Here is a 20,210-nt window from a genome sequence, read left to right as displayed (position 1 = left end):
TTCTCCCGTCCCGCGCCGCACTCCCGCTGTTCGTACGCGGGCAAGTCTAGGCGGGCTTCAGATGGCTCCGAGGTCGACCGTCAGCTCGAAGGGTGCGGTGGCCTTGACCGTGCCGGTGAACACGTCGCCGTCGCGGTAGGTCTTGTTCGCGGGATCCAGGACGTACGTGTAGACGATCGGAAGACCGGTGACGGCCTGTTCGATGCGCCAGTAGAACGGGATCCCTGCCTTCGCGTACTGGTCGACCTTGACGATCCGGTCGGTGGTCTCCGAGCCGGGCGACACGACTTCGACGACGAGGAGTACGTGCTCGGGGCGGGTCGGGGTGACGTCGATGGTGTCGGCCCGGTACACCGTGACGTCGGGGCGCCGGTTGGTGAGGGGGACGTCGTGGAGGCGCACGTCGAAGTCGGTGTCGGCGTTCCAGTCGGCACCGGCGGCGACGTCCAGGGCGTTGGCCAGGATGCGGGCCGGCCGGTTGTGACGCTTGGACGCACTGGGGCTCACGACGACCATCCCGTCCACGACCTCGATGCCGGCACACTGCTCCTCGGTCCAGGAGTCGTACTGCTCCGCGCTGATCGGTGTGTGCATCCAGTCGGGTGCGACCATCTCGGCGGTCATGGCGTACCTCCCTCGCGCGTGTTCGGCGATTCCCGCGTCACGCGGCCCAGCCTACTGTTCCCGGCGGGCGGAGGCCGTCCCGTCCTCCCACGTCTCCGGCCGCCACAGACCCGCCCGGTTCAGCGACTGCGGGCAGTGGAGGTAGATCTCGTCGATGTCGAGGAGCAGGGCCAGGGCCGGCGGCTGGCCCTTGACGGCCATGTCGGCGAAGAAGGGGGCGGCCGTGAGGATGCGGGCCCGGCCGTTGATGCGCAGGACGTCCTTGGAGCCGGGTATCAGGAAGAGCAGGCCCGCGTGCGGGTTCTGCAGGATGTTGTGGAAGCTGTCGCCGCGGCGGTTGCCGGGCCGGTCCGGCAGGGCGATCGCGCGGTCGTTTACGACGTGCGCGAAACCGGGACCGTCACCGCGCGGCGACGTGTCGCAGTTGCCGTCCGCGTCGGACGTGGAGACCAGACAGAACGGCGAGCGGGCCAGCAACCCCCGGTCCTTCTCGGTGAGTTCCGCGTGCACCTTCTCGATCACGATGGGCCACGGCTCGCCGAGGATCTCTCGCAGCTGCTCCGCGGAGCGCAGCTCCTGGTACTCATACGTGTCCGTGGCGTGCGACAAGCCGACTCCTGGGTCCGGGGTGGTCGATTTCCCGAAACCTTATACGACGTCAAGTTAGGGTGACCTAACAAGCTCTGGGAGGTCCGTCGATCACGTTTGTACCGGAATTGGCGCACCTGCCGTCCCGACCGTGCCGCCGGCCACATCCGCACCACGGTTGAAACCGGTGACAGAGGTCACTCGAATTTCGACCGGGTTCAGGCGCACGGATTCCCTCATTCCGCCGTCTATTCATATGAGGCCGTGCAGTGGTCCCACCGTCCAGCCGTCACAAGGGAGCAGGCGTTGTCCGTCATCGAGCAAGCCGTCGAGGCCCGTCTTGTCGCCGCCGCGCCGCGCATGGCGCACATTCCGGCGACCCTGCGCTACGACGTGCGCGACCCGTTCGCCGTGCGCATGTCCTTCCCGGCCCCGGCCACCCTCGAAGGCGTCGCCGTGAGCTGGACCTTCGCCCGTGATCTGCTCGCCGTCGGGGTGTCCGACCCGGCGGGCGACGGCGACGTGCGGGTGAAGCCGTACGGGTACGACCGCACGGTCCTGGAGTTCCACGCGACGGAGGGCACGGCGATCGTGCACATCCGCACCGGCGAGCTGCGCCGCTTCCTGGCGGAGACGACGGACCTGGTGCCGGTCGGCGAGGAGGCGGCGCACGTGGACGTGGACGCCGACCTGGAGGAGCTGCTGCGGGACGCCTTCTGAGCAACGAGAAACCGGCGCCCGCCTGCCCGCTCCCGGCGCGCATTTAAATCCTTTGACGGCTCCGGCCGGTGCTTCTACCTTGGTTGACGGTTCTGTTGCCGTCGATAGGAGAAGGACGTTGCTCGACTGAGGTCCTGAGACACCGCCGCCCGACACGCCCTCGCGTGTCCGTGCCGTCGTGTGTACGACCTCGGTTTCCCGAGCCGTCCTCCGCTGCAGGCCTCCGTGCCCCCGCGGTGTCTCGAACGCGTTGCATCCACCGTTCGCACCGAGCAACCGCGAGGCCGCCTCATGTCACATCCCCAGAACTACTCCCACGCCGCTCCCGCCTCCGTCGCCTGCACCGCCCTCGACTTCGCCTGGCCCGACGGCACCGGCGTCTTCGACGGCCTCCAGGTCGCCTTCGGCCCCGGCCGCACCGGCCTCATCGGCCTCAACGGGTCCGGTAAATCAACCCTGTTGAAGCTCATCGCCGGTGAGCTGACCCCGTCCGACGGCGCCGTCCGGGTGTCCGGCGAGGTCGGTTACCTGCCGCAGAACGTCACCCTCGACACCGCGCTCCGCGTCGACGAGGCGCTCGGCATCGCCGGGACCCGCGCCGCGCTGCACGCCATCGAGACCGGCGACGTAAGCGAGGAGCACTTCACCGCGGTCGGCGACGACTGGGACGTCGAGGAGCGGGCACGGGCCATGCTCGGCGAGCTCGGTCTCGGCCACGTCGACCTCGACCGCACCATCGGCGAGGTCTCCGGCGGCGAGTCCGTGCTGCTGCGCCTCGCCGCGCTCCTCCTGCGCCGCCCCGACGTACTGCTGCTCGACGAGCCCACCAACAACCTCGACCTGCGCGCCAGAGGGCGCCTGTACGCCGCGGTGGAGGGCTGGTCCGGGGTCATGATCGTGGTCAGCCACGACCGTGAACTCCTCGACCGCGTCGACCAGATCGCCGATCTGCGCGACGGCGAGGTCACCTGGTACGGCGGGAACTTCTCCGCCTACGAGGAGGTCCTCGAAGCCGAACAGGAGGCCGCCGAGCGGATGGTGCGGGTCGCCGAGTCCGACTGGAAGAAGCAGAAGCGCGAACTGACCGAGGCCCACGTCGCGCTGGCCCGGCGCAAGCGGTACGGCCAGAAGATGTACGACACCAAACGCGAGCCGAGGGCGGTGATGAAGCTGCGCAAACGCTCCGCCCAGGTCTCCGCGGGCAAGCACCGCATCCTGCACGAGGAGAAGCTCGCCGAGGCGAAGGAGCGCCTCGACGAGGCCGTGGACGCGGTGCGGGACGACGACGAGATCCGCGTCGACCTGCCGTACACGGCCGTCCCGCCGGGCCGCTCCGTGCTGTCCCTGCACAACATCACGACGGTGTACGGGGCACGGGTGCTGGGCGAGTTCGAGCTGCGCGGGCCCGAACGGATCGCGCTGCTCGGCCGCAACGGCTCGGGCAAGACGACGCTGCTGCGCACCATCGCGGGCGAGCTCGCGCCGGTGGACGGCGAGGTGGAGGCGCACGTGCCGCTGCGTTTCCTGCCGCAGCGGCTCGACGTCCTGGACGACGGACTGAGCGTCGCCGAGAACGTGGCCCGGTTCGCGCCCGAGGCCACGAACAACCGGGTGCGGGCGCGGCTCGCCCGCTTCCTGTTCAAGGGCGCGCGGGCGGACCAGGCCGCCGGAACACTGTCGGGCGGCGAACGGTTCCGTGCCACGCTCGCCGCGCTGATGCTGGCCGAGCCGGCCCCGCAGCTGCTCATGCTGGACGAGCCGACGAACAACCTGGACCTCGCGAGCGTGGCCCAGCTGACGTCGGCCCTGGAGTCGTACGAGGGCGCGCTGATCGTGGCAAGCCACGACCTGCCGTTTCTGGAGTCCATCGGCATCACGCGATGGGTCGACCTCGACGCGTAGGAATATCGACGCGTAGAAATATCGACGCAGAGAAATGCCCCGGAATACCCGACATAACCTGTCGGGTATTCCGCCTAGCGTCGTCGGCATGACGTACTTGCACATCGTCGGCGCCCGCGAGAACAACCTGCGGGACGTCACCCTGCGTATCCCGAAGAACCGGCTCACCGTCTTCACGGGGGTGTCCGGTTCCGGCAAGTCCTCCGTCGTCTTCGACACCATCGCCGTGGAGTCGCAGCGCCAGCTCAACGAGACGTACACCTGGTTCGTCCGCAACCGGCTGCCGAAGTTCGAGAAGCCGCACGCGGACGCGCTGGAGGAGCTGACGCCCGCGATCGTCGTCGACCAGAAACCCATCGGCGGGCACTCGCGGTCCACGGTCGGCACGATGACCGACGTGTACTCGGTGATCCGCGTGCTGTTCTCGCGGCACGGGACACCGAGCGCGGGGCCCGCGACCGCGTACTCGTTCAACGACCCGAGCGGGATGTGCCCGGAGTGCGACGGCCTCGGCCGCACCGTGCGCCCCGACTACGGCCGCATCCTCGACACGTCGAAGTCCCTCGCGGGCGGCGCGATCCTGTTCCCGCCGTTCGCCGTCGGGACCTGGCAGGGGCAGACGTACACGGAGACCACCGACCTCGACACCAGCAAACCGGTACGTGAATTCACCGCCGCCGAGCGGGAGTTCCTTCTGCGCGGGCGGAACGCGAAGGTCAACGTCGCGAACACCGGCGGCCGCCGCGACATCGACTTCGAGGGGCTCGCCGACCGCTTCGAGCGGCTCTACCTCAACCGGGACCTGTCGACGCTCAGCCAGCGCACCCGCGACCTGGTCGGCCGGTATCTGACCGAGGGCACCTGCCCGGTGTGCGACGGGGCGCGCCTGAACGCCGCCGCGCTCGCCACCCGCGTCGAGGGCCTGGGCATCGCCGAGTGCACGCGCATGGAGGTGAGCGAACTGATCCCGGTGCTGCGCCGCATCGACGACCCGGTGGCCGGGCCGATCGCCGAGGCCGCCGTCACCGCGCTTGAGCGCATCGAGGCGATCGGCCTCGGTTATCTGAGCCTCGACCGGGAGACGTCGACGCTGTCCGGCGGGGAGGGGCAGCGCCTGAAGACCGTGCGGCACCTGGGCTCCAGCCTGACCGGGATGACGTACATCTTCGACGAGCCGAGCGTGGGCCTGCACCCGCGCGACGTGGGGCGGCTCAACGAGCTGCTGCTTCGGCTGCGCGACAAGGGGAACACCGTGCTCGTCGTCGAGCACGACCCCGATGTCATCGACGTCGCCGACCACGTCGTCGACATGGGTCCGGCGGGCGGCGCCGACGGCGGGCGCGTGGTCTTCGAGGGCACGCCGGGCGCGCTGCGGCGCGCGGACACGCTCACGGGGCGGTGCCTGCGCCGCACGGGCGGCGTGAAGGAGCACCCGCGCGCCGCGACCGGCCACGTCCCGGTCGAGGGCGCCCGGGTCCACAACCTCAAGGACGTCACCGTACGAGTGCCGACCGGGGTGCTCACGGCCGTCACCGGGGTCGCGGGCTCCGGGAAGAGTTCCCTGGTGTCGGGCGCGTTCTGCGCCGCGCATCCGGAGGCCGTGGTCGTCGACCAGTCGTCCATCGGGATCTCCGGGCGCTCCACCCCGGCGACGTATCTCGGGATCATGGACACCGTACGGAAGGTGTTCGCCCGCGAGACGGGCACCGAGCCGGGGCTGTTCAGCTTCAACTCGGGCGGGGCGTGCGAGCACTGCGAGGGGCGCGGCGTGATCTACAGCGACCTGGCGTTCATGGACCCGGTGACCACGGTGTGCGAGGCGTGCGGCGGGCGCCGATTCAAGGAGAAGGTGCTGGGCCTGACGGTGCGCGGCCGGTCGGTCGCGGACGTGCTCGACATGACGGCCGCCGAAGCCCTGGAGTACTTCGCCGAACTCGACGACAAGGGCGTACGCCGCCGCCTGCGCGCCCTGCGCGACGTCGGCCTCACCTATCTCACGCTCGGCCAGCCGCTGAGCACGCTGTCCGGCGGCGAGCGCCAGCGCATCAAGCTCGCCACGCAGCTGCACCGCTCGGCCGCCACCTACGTCCTGGACGAGCCGACCACCGGGCTGCACATGGCGGACGTCGACGGGCTGGTGGCGCTGCTCGACCGGCTCGTCGACGCGGGCAACACCGTGGTCGTCGTCGAGCACAACCTCGGCGTGGTCCGGCGGGCGGACTGGGTCATCGATCTGGGCCCCGAGGGCGGCCGGCACGGCGGCGAGGTGCTTTTCGAGGGCACACCGGCCCAACTGCTCGACGCGGAGGGTTCGTTCACGGCGGAACACCTGCGGCGGGCGGTCGCGGGCGCGGACAGGCGCGGTGAGGAGGACGTGACGGCCGCGTGACAGGGGATTCCGCGACACGTGTAGCCCTGTGCATGATGTGGGCACCGTCACCTTGACCGTCCACTTCGCTCTCGCCCTCACCCTCCCTCTCGCCCCCGCGTTTCGTCATGGAGTCCGCCGTGCCCAGCAAGAAGGCCCTCGTCCGCCGCCCCGGCCCGCGCCTCGCGGACGGGCTCGTCACCCACATCGAGCGGACCCCGGTCGACGCCGCGAAGGCGCAGGAGCAGTGGACGGGGTACGTGGCCGCGCTTGAGGCGCACGGCTGGGAGACGTTCCTGGTGGAGCCGGTCGATCTGTGCCCGGACGCCGTGTTCGTGGAGGACGCGGTCGTGGTGTTCCGCAACGTCGCGCTGATCACCCGCTCCGGCGCCGAGTCGCGGCGCCCGGAGACGGCGGGCGTCGAGGAGGCCGTGGCGCGGCTCGGCTGCTCCGTCAACTGGGTGTGGGAGCCGGGCACGCTCGACGGCGGCGACGTACTGAAGATCGGCGACACGATCTACGTAGGGCGCGGTGGGCGCACCAACGCGGCGGGCGTGCAGCAGTTGCGCGCCGTCTTCGAGCCGCTCGGCGCGCGCGTGGTCGCCGTCCCGCTGTCCAAGGTGCTGCATCTGAAGACGGCGGTGACCGCGCTGCCCGACGGCACCGTCATCGGGCATCCGCCGCTGGTCGAGCACGCCTCGCTGTTCCCGCGCTTCCTGCCGGTGCCCGAGGAGGCAGGGGCGCACGTGGTGCTGCTCGGCGGGAACCGGCTGCTCATGGCGGAGAGCGCGCCGAAGTCGGCGGAGCGGCTCGCGGACCTCGGGTACGAGCCGGTTCTGGTGGACATTTCCGAGTTCGAAAAGCTGGAGGGCTGTGTGACCTGCCTCTCAGTTCGCCTGCGAGAGCTCCACACGTAGCCACCGTCTTTATGGGGCACTTAACCTACGGCAACGTAACCTACGACACCGTAGGTATCTCCGCTCGCATTACCTCCGTCCCCCAGGAGCCCCCGTGACCGTCATCTCCCCCCGCCTCGGCTCGTCGACCACGTGGACCGACGCCCGCCTGCTCCACGCGCTGGAAGAAGTGGTCGAGCAGGAGCTCAACCGGCACCTCAAGGTCGCCAAGGACTGGATGCCGCACGACTACGTGCCGTGGTCCGACGCCCGCAACTTCCCCGAGTTCTTCGAGGACGGCGAGGCCTGGTCCAAGGAGCAGTCCAAGGTCACCGAGGTCGGCCGCGTCGCCCTCATCGTGAACCTGCTCACCGAGGACAACCTCCCCAGCTACCACCACGAGATCGCCTCCCTGTTCGGCCGCGACGGCGCCTGGGGCACCTGGGTGCACCGCTGGACGGCGGAGGAGGGCCGGCACGGCATCGTGATGCGCGACTACCTGCTCGCCTCCCGCGCCGTCGACCCCGACCAGCTGGAATCCTTCCGTATGTCGCACATGAGCGAGGGCTTCGAGTCGGACAACCGGCACTCGATGCTGCACTCGGTCGCCTACGTCTCCTTCCAGGAGCTGGCCACCCGCATCTCGCACCGCAACACGGGCCACCAGTCCGGCGACCCGGTCTGCGACCGCATGCTCGCCCGCATCGCCACGGACGAGAACCTGCACATGGTCTTCTACCGCAACCTCCTGAAGGCCGCGTTCGAGATCGCCCCCGACCTCACCATGCAGGCCGTCCGCGACGTCGTCGTGAACTTCCGGATGCCAGGACACGGCATCCCCGGCTTCGAGCGCGCCGCCGCGCAGATGGCGATCGGCGAGGTCTACAACCTGCGCATCCACCACGACGACGTGATCCAGCCCGTCCTGCGCTTCCTGAAGGTCATGGAGATCGACGGCCTGGGCCCCGAGGGCATCAAGGCGCAGGAGGAGCTGGGCCTGTTCATGAACGGCCTGGACACCGAGGCCTCCAAGTTCGACGAGAAGCTGGCGGCCCGCAAGGCACGGATGGCGGCGCGGGCGGCGTCGGCCTGACCAAATCAAGTCGGCCCGGCGCCTGGCGGCGCGGCGGGACCACATCCAAGCCCCGCCGGCGCTGGCGGCGCTGCGGATCCAGATTCAAGCCCCGCAGCACTTGCGCCGCTGCGAGTCCAGATTCAAGCCCCGCCGGCGATTGAGGCGCGGGGTCCGGGGCGGAGCCCCGTGGCGTGGGGCCGGGCAGGCGCGACCTCCCGACCCGCACCACTACGGCGCCGTACTCGTCCGCGACGCGGCGTCGCGGACGTCCGCGCACGGGTGAGCCCGCAGCGCGACCACGTGGGACCGCCACGCCGCGGGCCACGCGGCGCGTTCCCCGGCCGTCGCCGTGATCGCCCAGGCGAACAGTCCCTCCGCGTGGGTGCCGGACGCGGCAAGGGTGCCCGCCACCCGGTCCAGTTCCGCCTCCGACGCGTCCTCCCGGCGGAGGCGTCCCCGCAGGGCGTCCGCCGTGCGCGCGGCGAGGGCGGGGCGGCCGGTGTGCAGGGCGGCCAGTTCGCGCAGGTCGGGCTCCGGGGCCGAGAGGTCCACCGCGCCGAGCAGCACGCGCGCGGCCGACGCCACGAACGGGTCCCGCTCAGCGAGCCGCCGCGCCACCGAGCGGGCCACCGGGCGCAGCGCCGCCTCGTGCGGTGTCCGGTCGGCCAGGAGTCCGGCGACGTGCTCGACCCTGCGGTGCGCGGGGCGGTCCCGCTCCTCCCCCGCGTCCGGCTCGGGCCCGTGGTCCATGAGGGCGGTGAGCGCGGTGAGCAGCGCCTCCGTTCCCTGCGGTGTGCGGGCGGCCTCCCCGACCAGGCCCGCGGCGGCCGTGCGCCACAGTGCCGGGGCCCGGCGCGCCACGTCGCCGAGGGCGCGGGCGAACAGCTCCGGTGCCCGCGGCGACCAGGCGGACCAGCGCGCGAGCGCGGCGAGGGCCGTGGCCGCGAGCTCGTCGTCGTCCGTGCCGGCGACGGCCGCGACCAGCGCGGCGTACCGTTCGCGGTGTTCCCCGGCGACGTCGAGCGGGGCCTGCCGCAGCGCGGCGTCGCGCACCGCGGGCTCCCGGCCCTCGCGCACGGCGTCCGCGAGGATCTCCCAGGCCGGTTCCTCGCCGAGCAGGCCACGGGCGGCGAAGGCGACGCAGGCGGCGCGCACGTCGCGGTGGGTGTCCGGTGCGGCGCAGGCGCGGGCGAGCAGCCGGGCGGCCTCGGGCGCGGGCAGCCTGGTCGCGACGAGGCGTGCGCCCTCCTTGCGGCTGGTGACCTTCTTGCCGGACCCGGTCAGCAACTCGTCGAGCAGGGGCGCCAGTTCGGACGGGCGGACGTGCCGGGAGGCCTGCGCCGCGGCGTAGACGGCGACCCTGGCCCGGTCGCCGCCCGCGTGGCCGAGCAGCAGTTCCAGGTCCTCTCCGGTGCGGCCGAGCGCGGCGATGGCCGCCTCCGCGAGGGTGACGTCCGAGGCGGCGACCCACTTCCGGAGCAGGTCGCGGCCCCCTTCGGGCACGTCGGCGGCGCCCTGGATCGCGGTGCTGCGGCGCCAGTGCCGCAGTCCCGCGTCGCCCGCGAGCCGCTTCAACTGCCGTAGATACGCCCGCTGTTGGCGCGGCAGCCAGCGGCGTACCGCCGCCCCGCCCACCGGGTACGCCCACGCGCTCTTGTCCGCCAGGAAGCGTCCGTACGGCGGCCGGTCGGTGAGGAAGCGGTCGAGCAGATCCGTGCGCCGGTACGCCACCACCCGGGCCACGCAGTCGAGTTCGGCGGCGGACGGTTCGAGGTCGAGGACGTGCGCGGCGCGTTCGTCGCGGGTCGCGGGCGGCTCCAGCCACAGCTCGATCGCCGAGCGAACGGTCGCGTTGTTGCCGTGCTCGACGGCGTGCCCCAGCAGTTCCTGAAGCCCCGCCATGCCAGCGGCGCGGCGGCCCGTGGCGCGGGCCAGGGCGAGGACGAGGCGGTACTCGCCCTTCTTCACCTCGACGGCGATGCGCCTGCGCAGCGCCGCGTACACCTGGTGCTCCTGGCCTCGGCGCAGCGTGCGGTCGAGGCGGCCGAGGTCGACGCCGCCGCTATAGCCGTGCAGGCCGATGAGGACGCCCAGCGCCCAGTCGGTGTGCGCGGGGTCCTCGTCGGCCGCGTGTTCGCGCAGGACGCCGAGGACGAGCCGGGACAGCGCGCCGGTCGTCGGGTAGGAGCGGTCGCGCGCCTGCAGGGCGTCGGCGACGAGCTGACTCAGGTGCGGCAGCGCCTCCGGCGACCAGAGCGCGGGGTGCACGTCGTCGGCCACGGCCCGCAGGGCGGCGCCGCGCACCGGGTCCTGTTCGTTGCGCAGTCGCCCAGCCAACTCCTGTGCCAGTTCGGTCAGTTGGGACGGTTCGGCGGCGCGGGCGACGTTGCGGACGAGGAGCGGCCAGGCCACCGCGCGGTCCTCGGCGCGCGGCCTGCGCGTCGCGGCGTCCAGCGGCTCGCGGGCCTCGCCGGGCGGCAGATAGGACACGGCGCCGAGCACGGTGGCCCAGTCGGCGCCCTGCGTGCGGGCCGTCTCCGCTGCCTGCCGGGCCACGGCGGCCACGTGCCCGCGCGGCAGGACGTCGAGCAGTTCGGTGGGCACGCCGTCGTGTGCGGCACCCCGCCCGGCCATGGCCGTCTCGTACGTCGCCCAGCGGGCGGACGGCGCCTGGGCCCCCAGCAGTGCGGCGAGATCACCGGGGCGCCGCGCGAGCGCCCGGGCGTACTCGGCGAGCTCCGGCGCCCCGGAGCGGGCCAGGGCGTGCAGAGCGGCGGGGCTCAGCCGGCGCGGGCCCGGCAGCTCCCTGCGCCACGGCCCCGCGTACATCCGCAGCACCCGCCCGGGCGCGGCCTTCGCCCACACGTCCAGGCAGGGGCCGAGCAGCGACGGGAAGCGGGCGGGCGGGTACGCCTCGAGGAGGCCGAGGACGCGCAGCGGGGCCGTCGGGGCGACGGCGACCAGCAGCCGCGCATGCCGCTGGAACCAGGCGTCGCGGGCGGCCCGCGGGAGTCCGGCCAGTTGATGTTCGGCGACGTCCAGGACGATGCCGGGGTACCGCCGGACGAGAGTCCGCCAGCCCCGTACGGCGTGGAACACGTCCGGGAGGAGTCGCGCGACGACGTCCGGCGAGCAGCCGGGCAGCAGCCTCGCGGCCTCGGCGTCGCCCCAGGTCGCGCGCACCTGGTCCACGCACTGGTCGGCGAGCGCGGGACGCCGGCCGCTCGCGAGGGAGCGCAGCAGCCCGCTACGGATGGCTTCGGGCGCGTCGCGCAGCGCGGTCTCGAACGCGGCGTCGGGCACATCGAGCCCGTCGGCGGCGCGCAGCGCGTGCCCGCGCACGAACGGGTCGGGGTCGGCGAGATGCCCCGCGACCCAGGCGGCGTCACGCCCGACGCAGGCGAGCAGCGCGCCGACGCTCCGCTCGGAACTGCCCCCGGCGTCCAGCTCCGCGAGGACCTCGGCGAGTTCACCGCTCGCCGCCAGCTCTCCGGCCCGGCGCGCGGTTTCGCGCACCCGCCCCGGGAAGGGCAGCGGTTCGAGGGCGTCGAGGAGGCGGGCCGTGGTGGTCTTGCGTGCTGCGGACATGCGAAGAGTGTGCCTGCCGCCACCGGACGGGCCCACCGAATATCCCTCCGTCGCCCACCGGTTCGCGGCGCCCGCAGGTTCGCGGCGCCAGGCGGCGGCAGGTTCGCGGGCCCCGGCGGCAGCCGTCAGGTGCGCTGGAGCCGGCGCCGCTCCTTCTCGGAGAGCCCGCCCCACACCCCGAACCGCTCGTCGTGGGTGAGGGCGTACTCCAGGCAGCTCTGCCGGATCGGGCACAGACCGCAGATCGTCTTGGCCTCGCGCACGGAGCTGCCCGGCTCAGGGAAGAAGAACTCGGCACCGGTCTGGGCGCACAGGGCCTGGTCCTGCCAGGTGGGGCCGGCAGGCGTGAGGGTCGTGTTCGCGTACATGTCGGCCAGTGTGCCGCCCGCCGAAAAACGTTTGATCAACGCTCAATCAACGGGCGGCAATCGGGCACCGAGGGCGCTTCGGACGCCCGATCGGTCACTGCTGCTCCGGGTCTCCCCTCAGTACCGCGAACCCCGCGCCATAGGGGTCGGACAGCTTCGCGATCCGGCCGACGCCGGCGATGCCGACCGGCTCGGAGCGCACCGTGCCACCCAGTTCCTGTGTACGGTCCGCCGTCGCGTCCACGTCCGGGACGTGGATGTACGGCGTCCAGTGCGGGCCCGCCGCGGACTCGGAGGGGTCGCCGTCCAGCCTGGCGAGGCCGCCGAACATCGCGTTCTCGTCCGTGCCCGCAGGGTTGATCGTCGTGTAGCTGCCGCCGGGGAACTCGACGTCGAACGCTCCCCAGTTGAAGACCGAGCCGTAGAACTGCTTCGCGGCGGCCACATCGGGGGCGTACAGCTCCACCCAGTTCAGCCCGCCGTCGTCCCTGGTGTACTCAAGGCCCTTGTTCTTCCCCGGCTGCCAGATGCCGAAGGGGGCGCCGGCCGGGTCGGTGAAGACGGCCATGCGGCCCAGGTCGAACACGTCCATCGGCTGGAGCAGGGCGCTGCCGCCGGCCTGCTCGACCGCCTTCGCCGTCGCGTCCGCGTCCGCGCTCTGGAAGTACACCGTCCAGCCGGGCTCGCCCTGCTCGGCGGTGACGGTCATGGCGCCGCTCACGGTCCTGCCTTCGAGCTGGAACATTCCGTACCCGCCGGCCTCGGGTCCTGCCGACTGGAAGGTCCAGCCGAAGAGGCCGCCGTAGAAGGAGATCGCACCGTCCATGTCGGGGGTGCTGAGGTCCAGCCAGTTCGGCGCGCCGTCCACGAACTCCGTAGTGATCATGGGTCCTGCCCTCCTCGTCGAGGGTTTCTTTTTCCGGACTGCCGAGTCTTGCACCGGGCACTGACAACCGCCCTCGCACCACGCTGACCTGGGCTGGTTCAGACCAGAGGAACCGAATGATCCGCCTTCAAAGGTTGAACACAAACAAATGATGGGAGCGCTCCCTGCCCGAAGTCTTGACGACTCTGTTCCCCCTCGCCACAGTGGGGCTCCCCCACACACCCCCCACATTCAGGGAGTGCGCATCGTGATCTCGCGCAGAATATTTCTCGCCAGTGCCGGAGCGGGCCTCGCCACGACGGCCGCAGCACTCACCGTTCCCTCCTGGACCGCGGGCGCCGCACCCGCCACCTGTGAACTGGCCCTGGAGAACAAGTCGTTGAGCGGCACGGTCCACGCCTACGTCACCGGCCACGAGAACGGGACCGGCAACTGGGTGCTGCTGCGCTCCGACGGCAGCGTCTACCGCCCCGAGTCACCGAGCGCCCCGCAGACCCCGCTGCCCGTCGACTGCGCCATCCCGCTCGGCGCCGCGGGCTCGGCACCGAAGGTCGTGACGCTGCCTCAGATGTACGGCGCGCGCGTCTACTTCGTCCGCGACGACAAGCTCGAGTTCTTCCTCAACCCCGGCCCGTCGCTGGTCGAGCCCGCCTTCGCCACGAAGGAGGACGCGAACTACGGCAAGACCTGGGCGTTCGCCGAATTCACCTTCAACTCCGAGCAGTTGTACTCCAACATCAGCTACGTCGACCTGGTCACGGCCCTGCCGATCGGGATCAAGCTGGAGGGCGACGCCACGCACACCGTCGCCCCGTTCCCCGAAGGCGCCATCGACAAGATCGCCTCGGATCTCGCGGCGCAGGCCGCCAAGGACGGACAGCCCTGGGACAAGCTCGTCATCAAGGACGACGGCGGCAAGGTGCTGCGCGTGATCTCCCCGCAGAACCTGATGGCCCCGTACTTCGACAAGCCGGACGAGATGCCGTTCCGCGACGTGTGGAGCGACTACATCGACAAGGTGTGGGCCAAGTACGCCTCGACCGATCTGAAGATCGACCTCCAGGGCGGGCGGGGCACCTTCACGGGCCGGGTCAGCGGCGACACGCTCACCTTCAACGGCGGGCACACCTTCGCCAAGCCCACCTCGAAGGACGTCTTCACCTGCAACCACGGGCCGTTCGCCAACAACCCGGGCGACTCCGACGACAAGAAGGGCATCCTGTCCCGCCTCGCCGCCGGGTTCAACCGCAGCATCATGCTCACGCACCCGGAGCAGCCCAACGGCCTGACGTCCGCGGACTACTACCAGGACGCCACGACCAACCACTGGTCGCGCATCGTGCACGCCAACTCTCCCATCGGCTACGCCTTCCCCTACGACGACGTACAGGCCGAGGGGCAGCCGGACGTGTCCGGCGCGGCGCACGACGGCAATCCGCGCCGGTTCACGGTGAGCGTGGGATCGTAACTCCCCTTTGCGGACGCGCTACTTGGTGGCGTCCTCGCGGATCAGGTCGGCGGCCCGTTCCGCGAGGGCGACCGTCGGGGCGTGCGTGTGGCCGCGGGTGATGCGCGGCATGACGGAGGCGTCGACGACGCGCAGGCCCTCGGTGCCGCGCACGCGAAGGCGCGGGTCGGTGACCGAGCCCTCGTCGGATCCCATCCGGCAGGTGCCGACCGGGTGGTAGAGGGTCTCGGCGGTCGCGCGCACCGAGCGGGTGAGCGTCTCGTCGTCGACGACGCCGGGGTAGCCGGCCATCGGCTCGGTGTGGTGCGCGGCGAGGGCGCTCTGGGCGAGCAGCTCCTCGGCGCGGCGGACACCGGCGACGAGCGTGCGCACGTCCTCCTCGTGGGCCAGGTAGTCCGGGTCGATGCGCGGCTTCCCGTCGGGCCCTCCCGGGGTGATCCGGCCCTCGCTCTCGGGTTGGAGCAGGATCACGCCGAGGGTCAGTCCGTGCTCGGCCGGCGCTTCGAGGCCGTGGTTCACGAAGGGCACAGGAGCGTAGATCAACTCGATGTCGGGGGCCGCGAGTTCGGGCTTGGTGGACAGGAAGGCGACGGCCTCGCCGACGTTCGAGGTGAGCGGTCCGCGCCCGCCGAGCAGGAACCGGGCGATGTTGGCGGGCGAGTCGGCGCCGGTGAGCGAGACCGGCTTCGCGGCGCGGACGTTCAGCGCGTACATCAGGTGGTCCTGGAGGTGGCGGCCGACGTCGGGCGATTCGACGAAGGTGTCGATGCCCGCCTCCGCGAGGGTCTCCGGGTCGCCGATGCCCGCCTGCTGAAGGAGGTGCGGCGAGTTGATCGCGCCCGCGGAGAGGATGACCTCACGGGTGGCGCGCAGGGTGCCCGCGGGTATCCCGGAGGCGACGACGCCGGCGGCGCGGGTGCCGTCGAAGTCGATGCGGGTGACGCGGGCGCCGGTGTAGATGTCGAGGTTGGGGCGGCGCGCGGCGGGCTTGAGGTAGCCGTCGGCGGCGCTCCAGCGGCGGCCCTTGTACTGGTTGAGGGGTGTGAGGGCGAAGCCGGAGTGGTCGGCCTGGTTCAACTCGTCGAGTTCGCGCAGGCCTTGGGCGCGGCAGGCGTCGAGGAACGCGGCCGTGGTCGGGTTCGGGTGGCGCGGCGGCGAGATGTGCAGGGGCCCGTCCGCCCCGTACACGGAGTCCGCGCGCGGGGCGCCCTGCCACTGCTCGGCGCGCCGGAAGTAGCGCTCGAACTCGTCGTACGACCACGGGGATCCGGCGGCCTCGCCCCAGGCGTCGTAGTCGGCGCGGTGGCCGCGCACCCACATCATGGCGTTGATGGCGGAGGAGCCGCCCAGCGTGTGACCGCGCGGCCAGTACAACTCCCGGTCGCTCAAAGCCGCCTGAGTGGTCGTCGAGTAGTCCCAGTCGTACAGCGTCTTGAACAGCTTCGGGAACGCGGCCGGGATCCGGATCTCCGTCTTGCGGTCGCGCGGCCCCGACTCGACGAGGGCGACCTTGACGGAGGGGTCCTCGGAGAGCCGCCCGGCGAGCACGCAGCCGGCGGAGCCGGCCCCGACGATGACGTAGTCGTACGTACGGTCCTTGCTCAACGCGGCTCCCTCGACGATCAGTGCCATGTGTAGGTGGCACCGATGCTCTACTCCCCGGTAGACGCTGTCCAGAGCGGGTTGTGCGGGATGAGCGAGGATCGCGTCACGCCGTGGTCACGTTCCGCAGTGCGGCCGAGCGGCGCGTCGTGAGCACGTAGCAGAGGCAGGCCACCGTCATGCCGACCGGCAGCGCGAGGTCCACGTCACCGAGGGCGGCGGCGATCGGGCCGGTGAAGTAGAGGGTGTTCACACAGAGCGCGGACGTCGTGGCGCCCGCCAACAGGGAGAGCGCGCCTGCCCAGTTGACGCCTCCGCGGTACCAGAACGGGCTGTCGGGCGACTCGTCGGTGAGCGCGGGCCCGTCGTAGCGGTTGCGGCGCAGCACGATGTCGGTGGCGTAGATCGCCATGCTCGGGCCGAGCAGAACGACGGTCAGCTGCATGACGTTGCTGACGGTGTCGAGGAAGTTCGAGACGAGCAGCCCGTACAGAGTCAGCGCGACGGCGGCCGTGCCGTCGAACAGAACGCTGACGGAGCGGCGGATGCGCAGCCCGACGGCCTGCAGTGCGAGGCCCGCGCTGTACGCGGTCAGGGCGTTGATGGCGATGGTGCCGAGAACGAGGGCGAGCAGGAAGACGGGCGTGAACCAGCCGGGCAGGATCTTCTCCAGGGCCGCCTGCGGGTCGGTCATGTCGACGGTCGTGGCGGCGAGCACGCCCAGGGCCGAGACCGCCACGCCCGGCAGGAAGCCGCCGAGCGCGGTCCAGCCGACGATGGCCCGCTTCGGCGTCGTGCGGGGCAGATAGCGGGAGAAGTCCGCGCTGGTGGTGTACGAGAGCGGGCCCGAGGCGATGAGGGTGACACCGGCGAGGACCGTCGCCCACAGGTCGATCCCGGTGAGGTGGTGCTCGGGTACGTAGCCGAAGTCGGCGTGCCGGACGACCACGACGGCCACGACGACGAAGGCGGCGGCGAGCACGAGGGTGATCGGCAGGTACAGCTTCATGATCATGGCGTGGCCGTAGACGCTGATGACGAGCGTGAGCGCCGCGATCACCACGATGACGGCGACCTTCACTCCCGTGTTCACCGGGATGCCCACCTTCGCGACCAGCGAGAACGCGGCGACGGCAGCGGCCGAGAGGTTCAGCGCGAAGTAGCAGACGGAGATCACCCAGCCGACGACCGCGTTGTTCACGCGGTTGCCGATGACGCCGTAGAGGGCGCGGGTGATGACCTCGCTGGGGGCGCCGGCCGCGGGCCCGGAGACGGAGAGCCAGCCGGTGAGGATCCAGAACAGGTTGCCCACGAACAGCACCGCGAGGGACTGCCACAGGCTCAGGCCCATCAGGACCAGGGCGCCGCCGACCACCAGGGCCAGATAGTTGATGCCGCCCGCGGCCCAGACCGAGAACAACTCGCGGGCCCTGCCGCGGCGTTCGGAGTCGGGGATGTGGTCGATGCCGTGGGCCTCGATCCGGGAGGCCGCCGCCTGCCCGTCGACGGGCGGCGTGTGTGCGGTGCCTGCTGCCGTGCCGCCCGTGTCTGGACACGGGTCGGGAAGCGTGGACGCCATGGGGCCCTCCGGGGTGCTGGTCTCGTCCCACCTGCTTGCTTATTGGTCGCACACTCAATAACGTGACGGACATGTCGTCAAGCGTTGAGCGCAAGCGAATCCGAAAATCTCCGGCCGCCAGACGTGCGGAAATCGTTGCGAAGGCCGCCGATATTGCGCTTTCCGAAGGTCTGGAGTGCATTACGCTGCGGCGCATCGGCGAGGACCTGGAGGTGCGTCCGGGGCTCGTGAGCCACTACTTCCCCTCGGCGGAGGAGCTGGTGGCGGAGGCGTTCGGGAGCGCGGCCACGGGGGAGCTGGAGGCGCTGCTCCCCGAGGGCGGTGCGGACACGTCCGCCACGGAGCGGCTCGCCGGGTTTCTGGCGCGGACGTCCGGGCCCGCGTGGGACGACATCAGCCGGTTGTGGATCAACGCGCGGCATCTGAGCCGGTACCGGGATTCGTTGCGGGAGCGGGTCGCGCAGCAGGGCGACCAGTGGCGCGGGCGCCTCACGGCGCTCATCGCGGAAGGCGTGAAGCGCGGGGAGTTCCGGACCGGGGAGCCGGAGGCCGTGGCGATGCAGATTCTCGTGGTGCTGGACGGGCTCGCGGCCGATCCGGTCGGCGATGCGGAGGGCCTGCCGACCGGGGTGGCGCGGATGGCGTTCCGGGTCGCCGAGCGGGAGTTGGGGCTTTCCGAGGGGGCGTTGGATTTGTAGGCCGTGACGGGGTTGCGGTCGCGGGGATCCGCCCCGGGCCCCGCGGGCTCTCGTCCAAGAGCGGGGCTGAATTGCCGCACCGTGACGTCGCCTGAGGCGGCTTGATCGGGCCGCGCGGGACGTGGAGTTCCCGAACCAACCGGGCACCGGCGCCAGCCGGGGCCGATGAACATGACTGAACCTGAACCACCCTTAGGAGACCCGCACCATGCACCACCCCGACCTGATCCTCCTCGGCGCCCGGTTCCTCGATCCGGTCGACGGCGGAGGCCCGACGCACACCGCGCTCGCCGCCGCCGGTGGTGTCATCACCGCGCTCGGTGACGACCGGGAGGTGCGGGCGCTCGCCGGGCCCGGGACCGTCGTCGTCGACCTCAAGGGGGCCGTCGTGACGCCCGGGCTCGTCGACGGGCACATGCATCCCGCGCACGGGGCCGAGCTCACCGCCGGGGTCGATCTGTCGCGGTGCGAGAGCCTCGACGAGGTGCGTGCCGAGCTCCGGCGGGCGCGGGAGGTGCTCGCCGACGGTGCCTGGCTGCACGCCTGGGGCCTCGACCCGAACGTGTTCGGGGAGCGGGCCATCGAGGCGGCCGCGCTGGAGCCCGTACTCGACGGGGTTCCCGCGCTCCTCCAACTCTTCGACGCACACTCGATGTTGGCGAGCCCCCGCGCCCTCGAACTCGCCGGTGTCGACGGACCCCGCACCTTCGATCAGGCCGCCGAGATCGTCTGCGACGCGGCGGGGCGGCCCACCGGGCTGCTCCTGGAGGACGCCGCCTGCGAACTCGTCGAGCGGGCCGCACCGCAGCCCACCCGCGCCGAGCGCCGCGAGCGGCTCGCGCGGACGCTGCGGGAGATGGCCGCGAGCGGCCTCACCGGCGGGCACGCCATGGACGCGAACGGCGACAGTCTTGAGCTGTACGAGGAGCTGGACGCGGCCGGGGAGCTGGCCGTGCGGCTGCGGGTCGCGCCCTGGTGCCAGCCGGGCGCGGACGCCGACGCCGTGCGCGAGCTCGTTGAACTCCAGGCGCGTGGCGGCGAGTTGTGGTCCGTCGACGGCGTGAAGCTGTTCATGGACGGCACCATCGACAACGGCACCGCATGGCTGGAGCGGCCCGACTGCCACGGCGAGTCGACGCACGCGTTCTGGCCGGACCCGGCCGCGTACACCGAGGTCATCGCCGCGCTGCACGGCGCGGGTGTGCCCACGGCGACGCATGCCATCGGGGACGCGGCGGTGCGGCACTCGCTCGACTCCGTGGCGAAGGCGCGCGCCGGGGCCCCCGGCGACGTACGGCATCGCGTCGAGCACATCGAGACGGTGCCGGACGACACGGTGCGGCGGTTCGCGGACCTTGGGGTGATCGCGTCGATGCAGCCCACGCACTGCTGCGACTTCACGCGGGCCGACCACACCGACAACTGGTCGCGGCGGCTCGGCGAGGAGCGGGCGGGGCGGGCCTGGCGCTGCCGGGACCTGTGGGACGCCGGGGCGACGGTCGTGCTCGGTTCGGACTGGCCGATCGCGCCGTACCCGCCGCTGGACGTGATGGCCGGGGCGCGGCACCGGCGGCCGAGCCGGGATCTCGCGCTGCCGCCGCACGGGCCCGAGCAGGCCCTGACCGGCATGGAGGCGCTGCGCGCGATGACCGTGAACGCCGCCTACGCCGCCGGTGAGGAGCGAAGTGCGGGGCGGATCGCGGTCGGTTTCCGGGCCGACCTCACGGCGTTCGCAGTGGATCCGGTCGCCGCACCGGCGACCGAACTCCCCGACGTACCAGTCCAGTTGACGGTACTCGGCGGCCGGGTGACGCACCGGTCGACGACCCTGTAGAGCGGTTCAACTGC

The 20,210-nt window shown here is 71.7% G+C and carries 15 protein-coding genes; 8 read left to right on the top strand and 7 right to left on the bottom strand.

Annotation, left to right across the window (positions count from 1 at the left end; genetic code table 11):
- Positions 1-57: 57 nt before the first annotated feature.
- Both ACFV9W_RS32475 and ACFV9W_RS32470 read right to left on the bottom strand, forming a co-directional pair.
- The gene (locus ACFV9W_RS32475; protein ID WP_385768305.1) at positions 58-624 is read right to left on the bottom strand and encodes a Uma2 family endonuclease; all 567 of its coding nucleotides are present in this window, start codon (positions 622-624) and stop codon (positions 58-60) included.
- A gap of 51 nt (positions 625-675) precedes the next feature.
- Complete coding sequence (locus tag ACFV9W_RS32470) at positions 676-1,233, bottom strand: MSMEG_1061 family FMN-dependent PPOX-type flavoprotein (RefSeq protein WP_385768302.1); 558 nt, start codon at positions 1,231-1,233, stop codon at positions 676-678.
- Positions 1,234-1,572: 339 nt separating this feature from the next.
- Between ACFV9W_RS32470 and ACFV9W_RS32465 the strand changes: the two genes are divergently transcribed.
- From ACFV9W_RS32465 to ACFV9W_RS32445, 5 genes are all read left to right on the top strand, one after another.
- The gene (locus tag ACFV9W_RS32465; protein ID WP_385768385.1) at positions 1,573-1,932 is read left to right on the top strand and encodes an SsgA family sporulation/cell division regulator; all 360 of its coding nucleotides are present in this window, start codon (positions 1,573-1,575) and stop codon (positions 1,930-1,932) included.
- Positions 1,933-2,223: 291 nt separating this feature from the next.
- Positions 2,224-3,834 carry an ABC-F family ATP-binding cassette domain-containing protein gene (locus ACFV9W_RS32460; RefSeq protein ID WP_385768299.1) on the top strand — a complete coding sequence of 537 codons (1,611 nt, stop codon included), beginning with the start codon at positions 2,224-2,226 and terminating at the stop codon, positions 3,832-3,834.
- Between the two features lie 88 nt (positions 3,835-3,922).
- Complete coding sequence (locus tag ACFV9W_RS32455; RefSeq protein ID WP_385768296.1) at positions 3,923-6,223, top strand: ATP-binding cassette domain-containing protein; 2,301 nt, start codon at positions 3,923-3,925, stop codon at positions 6,221-6,223.
- Between the two features lie 119 nt (positions 6,224-6,342).
- Positions 6,343-7,119 carry a dimethylargininase gene (gene ddaH / locus ACFV9W_RS32450; RefSeq protein ID WP_385768293.1) on the top strand — a complete coding sequence of 259 codons (777 nt, stop codon included), beginning with the start codon at positions 6,343-6,345 and terminating at the stop codon, positions 7,117-7,119.
- 94 nt (positions 7,120-7,213) lie between these two features.
- Positions 7,214-8,191 (top strand): acyl-ACP desaturase, encoded by a 978-nt coding sequence (locus tag ACFV9W_RS32445; protein WP_385768290.1) that lies wholly within the window; start codon positions 7,214-7,216, stop codon positions 8,189-8,191.
- Positions 8,192-8,401: 210 nt separating this feature from the next.
- Here ACFV9W_RS32445 and ACFV9W_RS32440 read toward each other — a convergent pair whose 3' ends face one another.
- The 3 genes from ACFV9W_RS32440 to ACFV9W_RS32430 all read right to left on the bottom strand — a co-directional run bounded on the left by ACFV9W_RS32440 (position 8,402) and on the right by ACFV9W_RS32430 (position 13,015).
- Complete coding sequence (locus tag ACFV9W_RS32440; RefSeq protein WP_385768287.1) at positions 8,402-11,761, bottom strand: hypothetical protein; 3,360 nt, start codon at positions 11,759-11,761, stop codon at positions 8,402-8,404.
- Positions 11,762-11,886: 125 nt separating this feature from the next.
- Entirely contained in the window at positions 11,887-12,129 is a 243-nt protein-coding gene (locus tag ACFV9W_RS32435; protein WP_385768284.1) for a WhiB family transcriptional regulator, read from the bottom strand.
- A 94-nt stretch (positions 12,130-12,223) separates the two neighbouring features.
- Positions 12,224-13,015 carry a VOC family protein gene (locus ACFV9W_RS32430; protein ID WP_385768281.1) on the bottom strand — a complete coding sequence of 264 codons (792 nt, stop codon included), beginning with the start codon at positions 13,013-13,015 and terminating at the stop codon, positions 12,224-12,226.
- Positions 13,016-13,262: 247 nt separating this feature from the next.
- Here ACFV9W_RS32430 and ACFV9W_RS32425 point away from each other — a divergent pair, with 247 nt between their 5' ends.
- On the top strand, positions 13,263-14,483 hold the full coding sequence (locus ACFV9W_RS32425; RefSeq protein WP_385768278.1) for a glycoside hydrolase family 64 protein: 1,221 nt from the start codon (positions 13,263-13,265) through the stop codon (positions 14,481-14,483).
- Between the two features lie 18 nt (positions 14,484-14,501).
- On the opposite strand, the gene ACFV9W_RS32420 is transcribed toward ACFV9W_RS32425, so the two are convergent.
- On the bottom strand, positions 14,502-16,115 hold the full coding sequence (locus ACFV9W_RS32420; RefSeq protein ID WP_385768275.1) for a GMC family oxidoreductase: 1,614 nt from the start codon (positions 16,113-16,115) through the stop codon (positions 14,502-14,504).
- 76 nt (positions 16,116-16,191) lie between these two features.
- Entirely contained in the window at positions 16,192-17,664 is a 1,473-nt protein-coding gene (locus ACFV9W_RS32415; protein ID WP_385768272.1) for a purine-cytosine permease family protein, read from the bottom strand.
- Positions 17,665-17,891: 227 nt separating this feature from the next.
- Here ACFV9W_RS32415 and ACFV9W_RS32410 point away from each other — a divergent pair, with 227 nt between their 5' ends.
- A complete protein-coding gene (locus tag ACFV9W_RS32410; RefSeq protein WP_385768269.1) occupies positions 17,892-18,362 on the top strand; it encodes a TetR family transcriptional regulator C-terminal domain-containing protein in 471 nt (156 codons plus the stop codon).
- A gap of 208 nt (positions 18,363-18,570) precedes the next feature.
- Complete coding sequence (locus ACFV9W_RS32405; RefSeq protein WP_385768266.1) at positions 18,571-20,196, top strand: amidohydrolase; 1,626 nt, start codon at positions 18,571-18,573, stop codon at positions 20,194-20,196.
- The last annotated feature ends 14 nt before the right edge of the window (positions 20,197-20,210 follow it).

Source organism: Streptomyces sp. NPDC059897 (assembly GCF_042730865.1).
GTDB lineage: Bacteria > Actinomycetota > Actinomycetes > Streptomycetales > Streptomycetaceae > Streptomyces.
The sequence above is the reverse complement of the archived record's forward strand: the minus strand, read 5'-3'. Positions and strand labels throughout refer to the sequence as shown.

Bases quoted from the DNA above. Each gene is read 5' to 3' on its own strand.
- ACFV9W_RS32475 (WP_385768305.1), bottom strand. From the start codon at position 624: ATGACCGCCGAGATGGTCGCACCCGACTGGATGCACACACCGATCAGC.
- ACFV9W_RS32465 (WP_385768385.1), top strand. From the start codon at position 1,573: ATGGCGCACATTCCGGCGACCCTGCGCTACGACGTGCGCGACCCGTTC.
- ACFV9W_RS32460 (WP_385768299.1), top strand. From the start codon at position 2,224: ATGTCACATCCCCAGAACTACTCCCACGCCGCTCCCGCCTCCGTCGCC.
- ACFV9W_RS32455 (WP_385768296.1), top strand. From the start codon at position 3,923: ATGACGTACTTGCACATCGTCGGCGCCCGCGAGAACAACCTGCGGGAC.
- ACFV9W_RS32440 (WP_385768287.1), bottom strand. From the start codon at position 11,761: ATGTCCGCAGCACGCAAGACCACCACGGCCCGCCTCCTCGACGCCCTC.
- ACFV9W_RS32435 (WP_385768284.1), bottom strand. From the start codon at position 12,129: ATGTACGCGAACACGACCCTCACGCCTGCCGGCCCCACCTGGCAGGAC.
- ACFV9W_RS32430 (WP_385768281.1), bottom strand. From the start codon at position 13,015: ATGATCACTACGGAGTTCGTGGACGGCGCGCCGAACTGGCTGGACCTC.
- ACFV9W_RS32420 (WP_385768275.1), bottom strand. From the start codon at position 16,115: ATGGCACTGATCGTCGAGGGAGCCGCGTTGAGCAAGGACCGTACGTAC.
- ACFV9W_RS32415 (WP_385768272.1), bottom strand. From the start codon at position 17,664: ATGGCGTCCACGCTTCCCGACCCGTGTCCAGACACGGGCGGCACGGCA.
- ACFV9W_RS32405 (WP_385768266.1), top strand. From the start codon at position 18,571: ATGCACCACCCCGACCTGATCCTCCTCGGCGCCCGGTTCCTCGATCCG.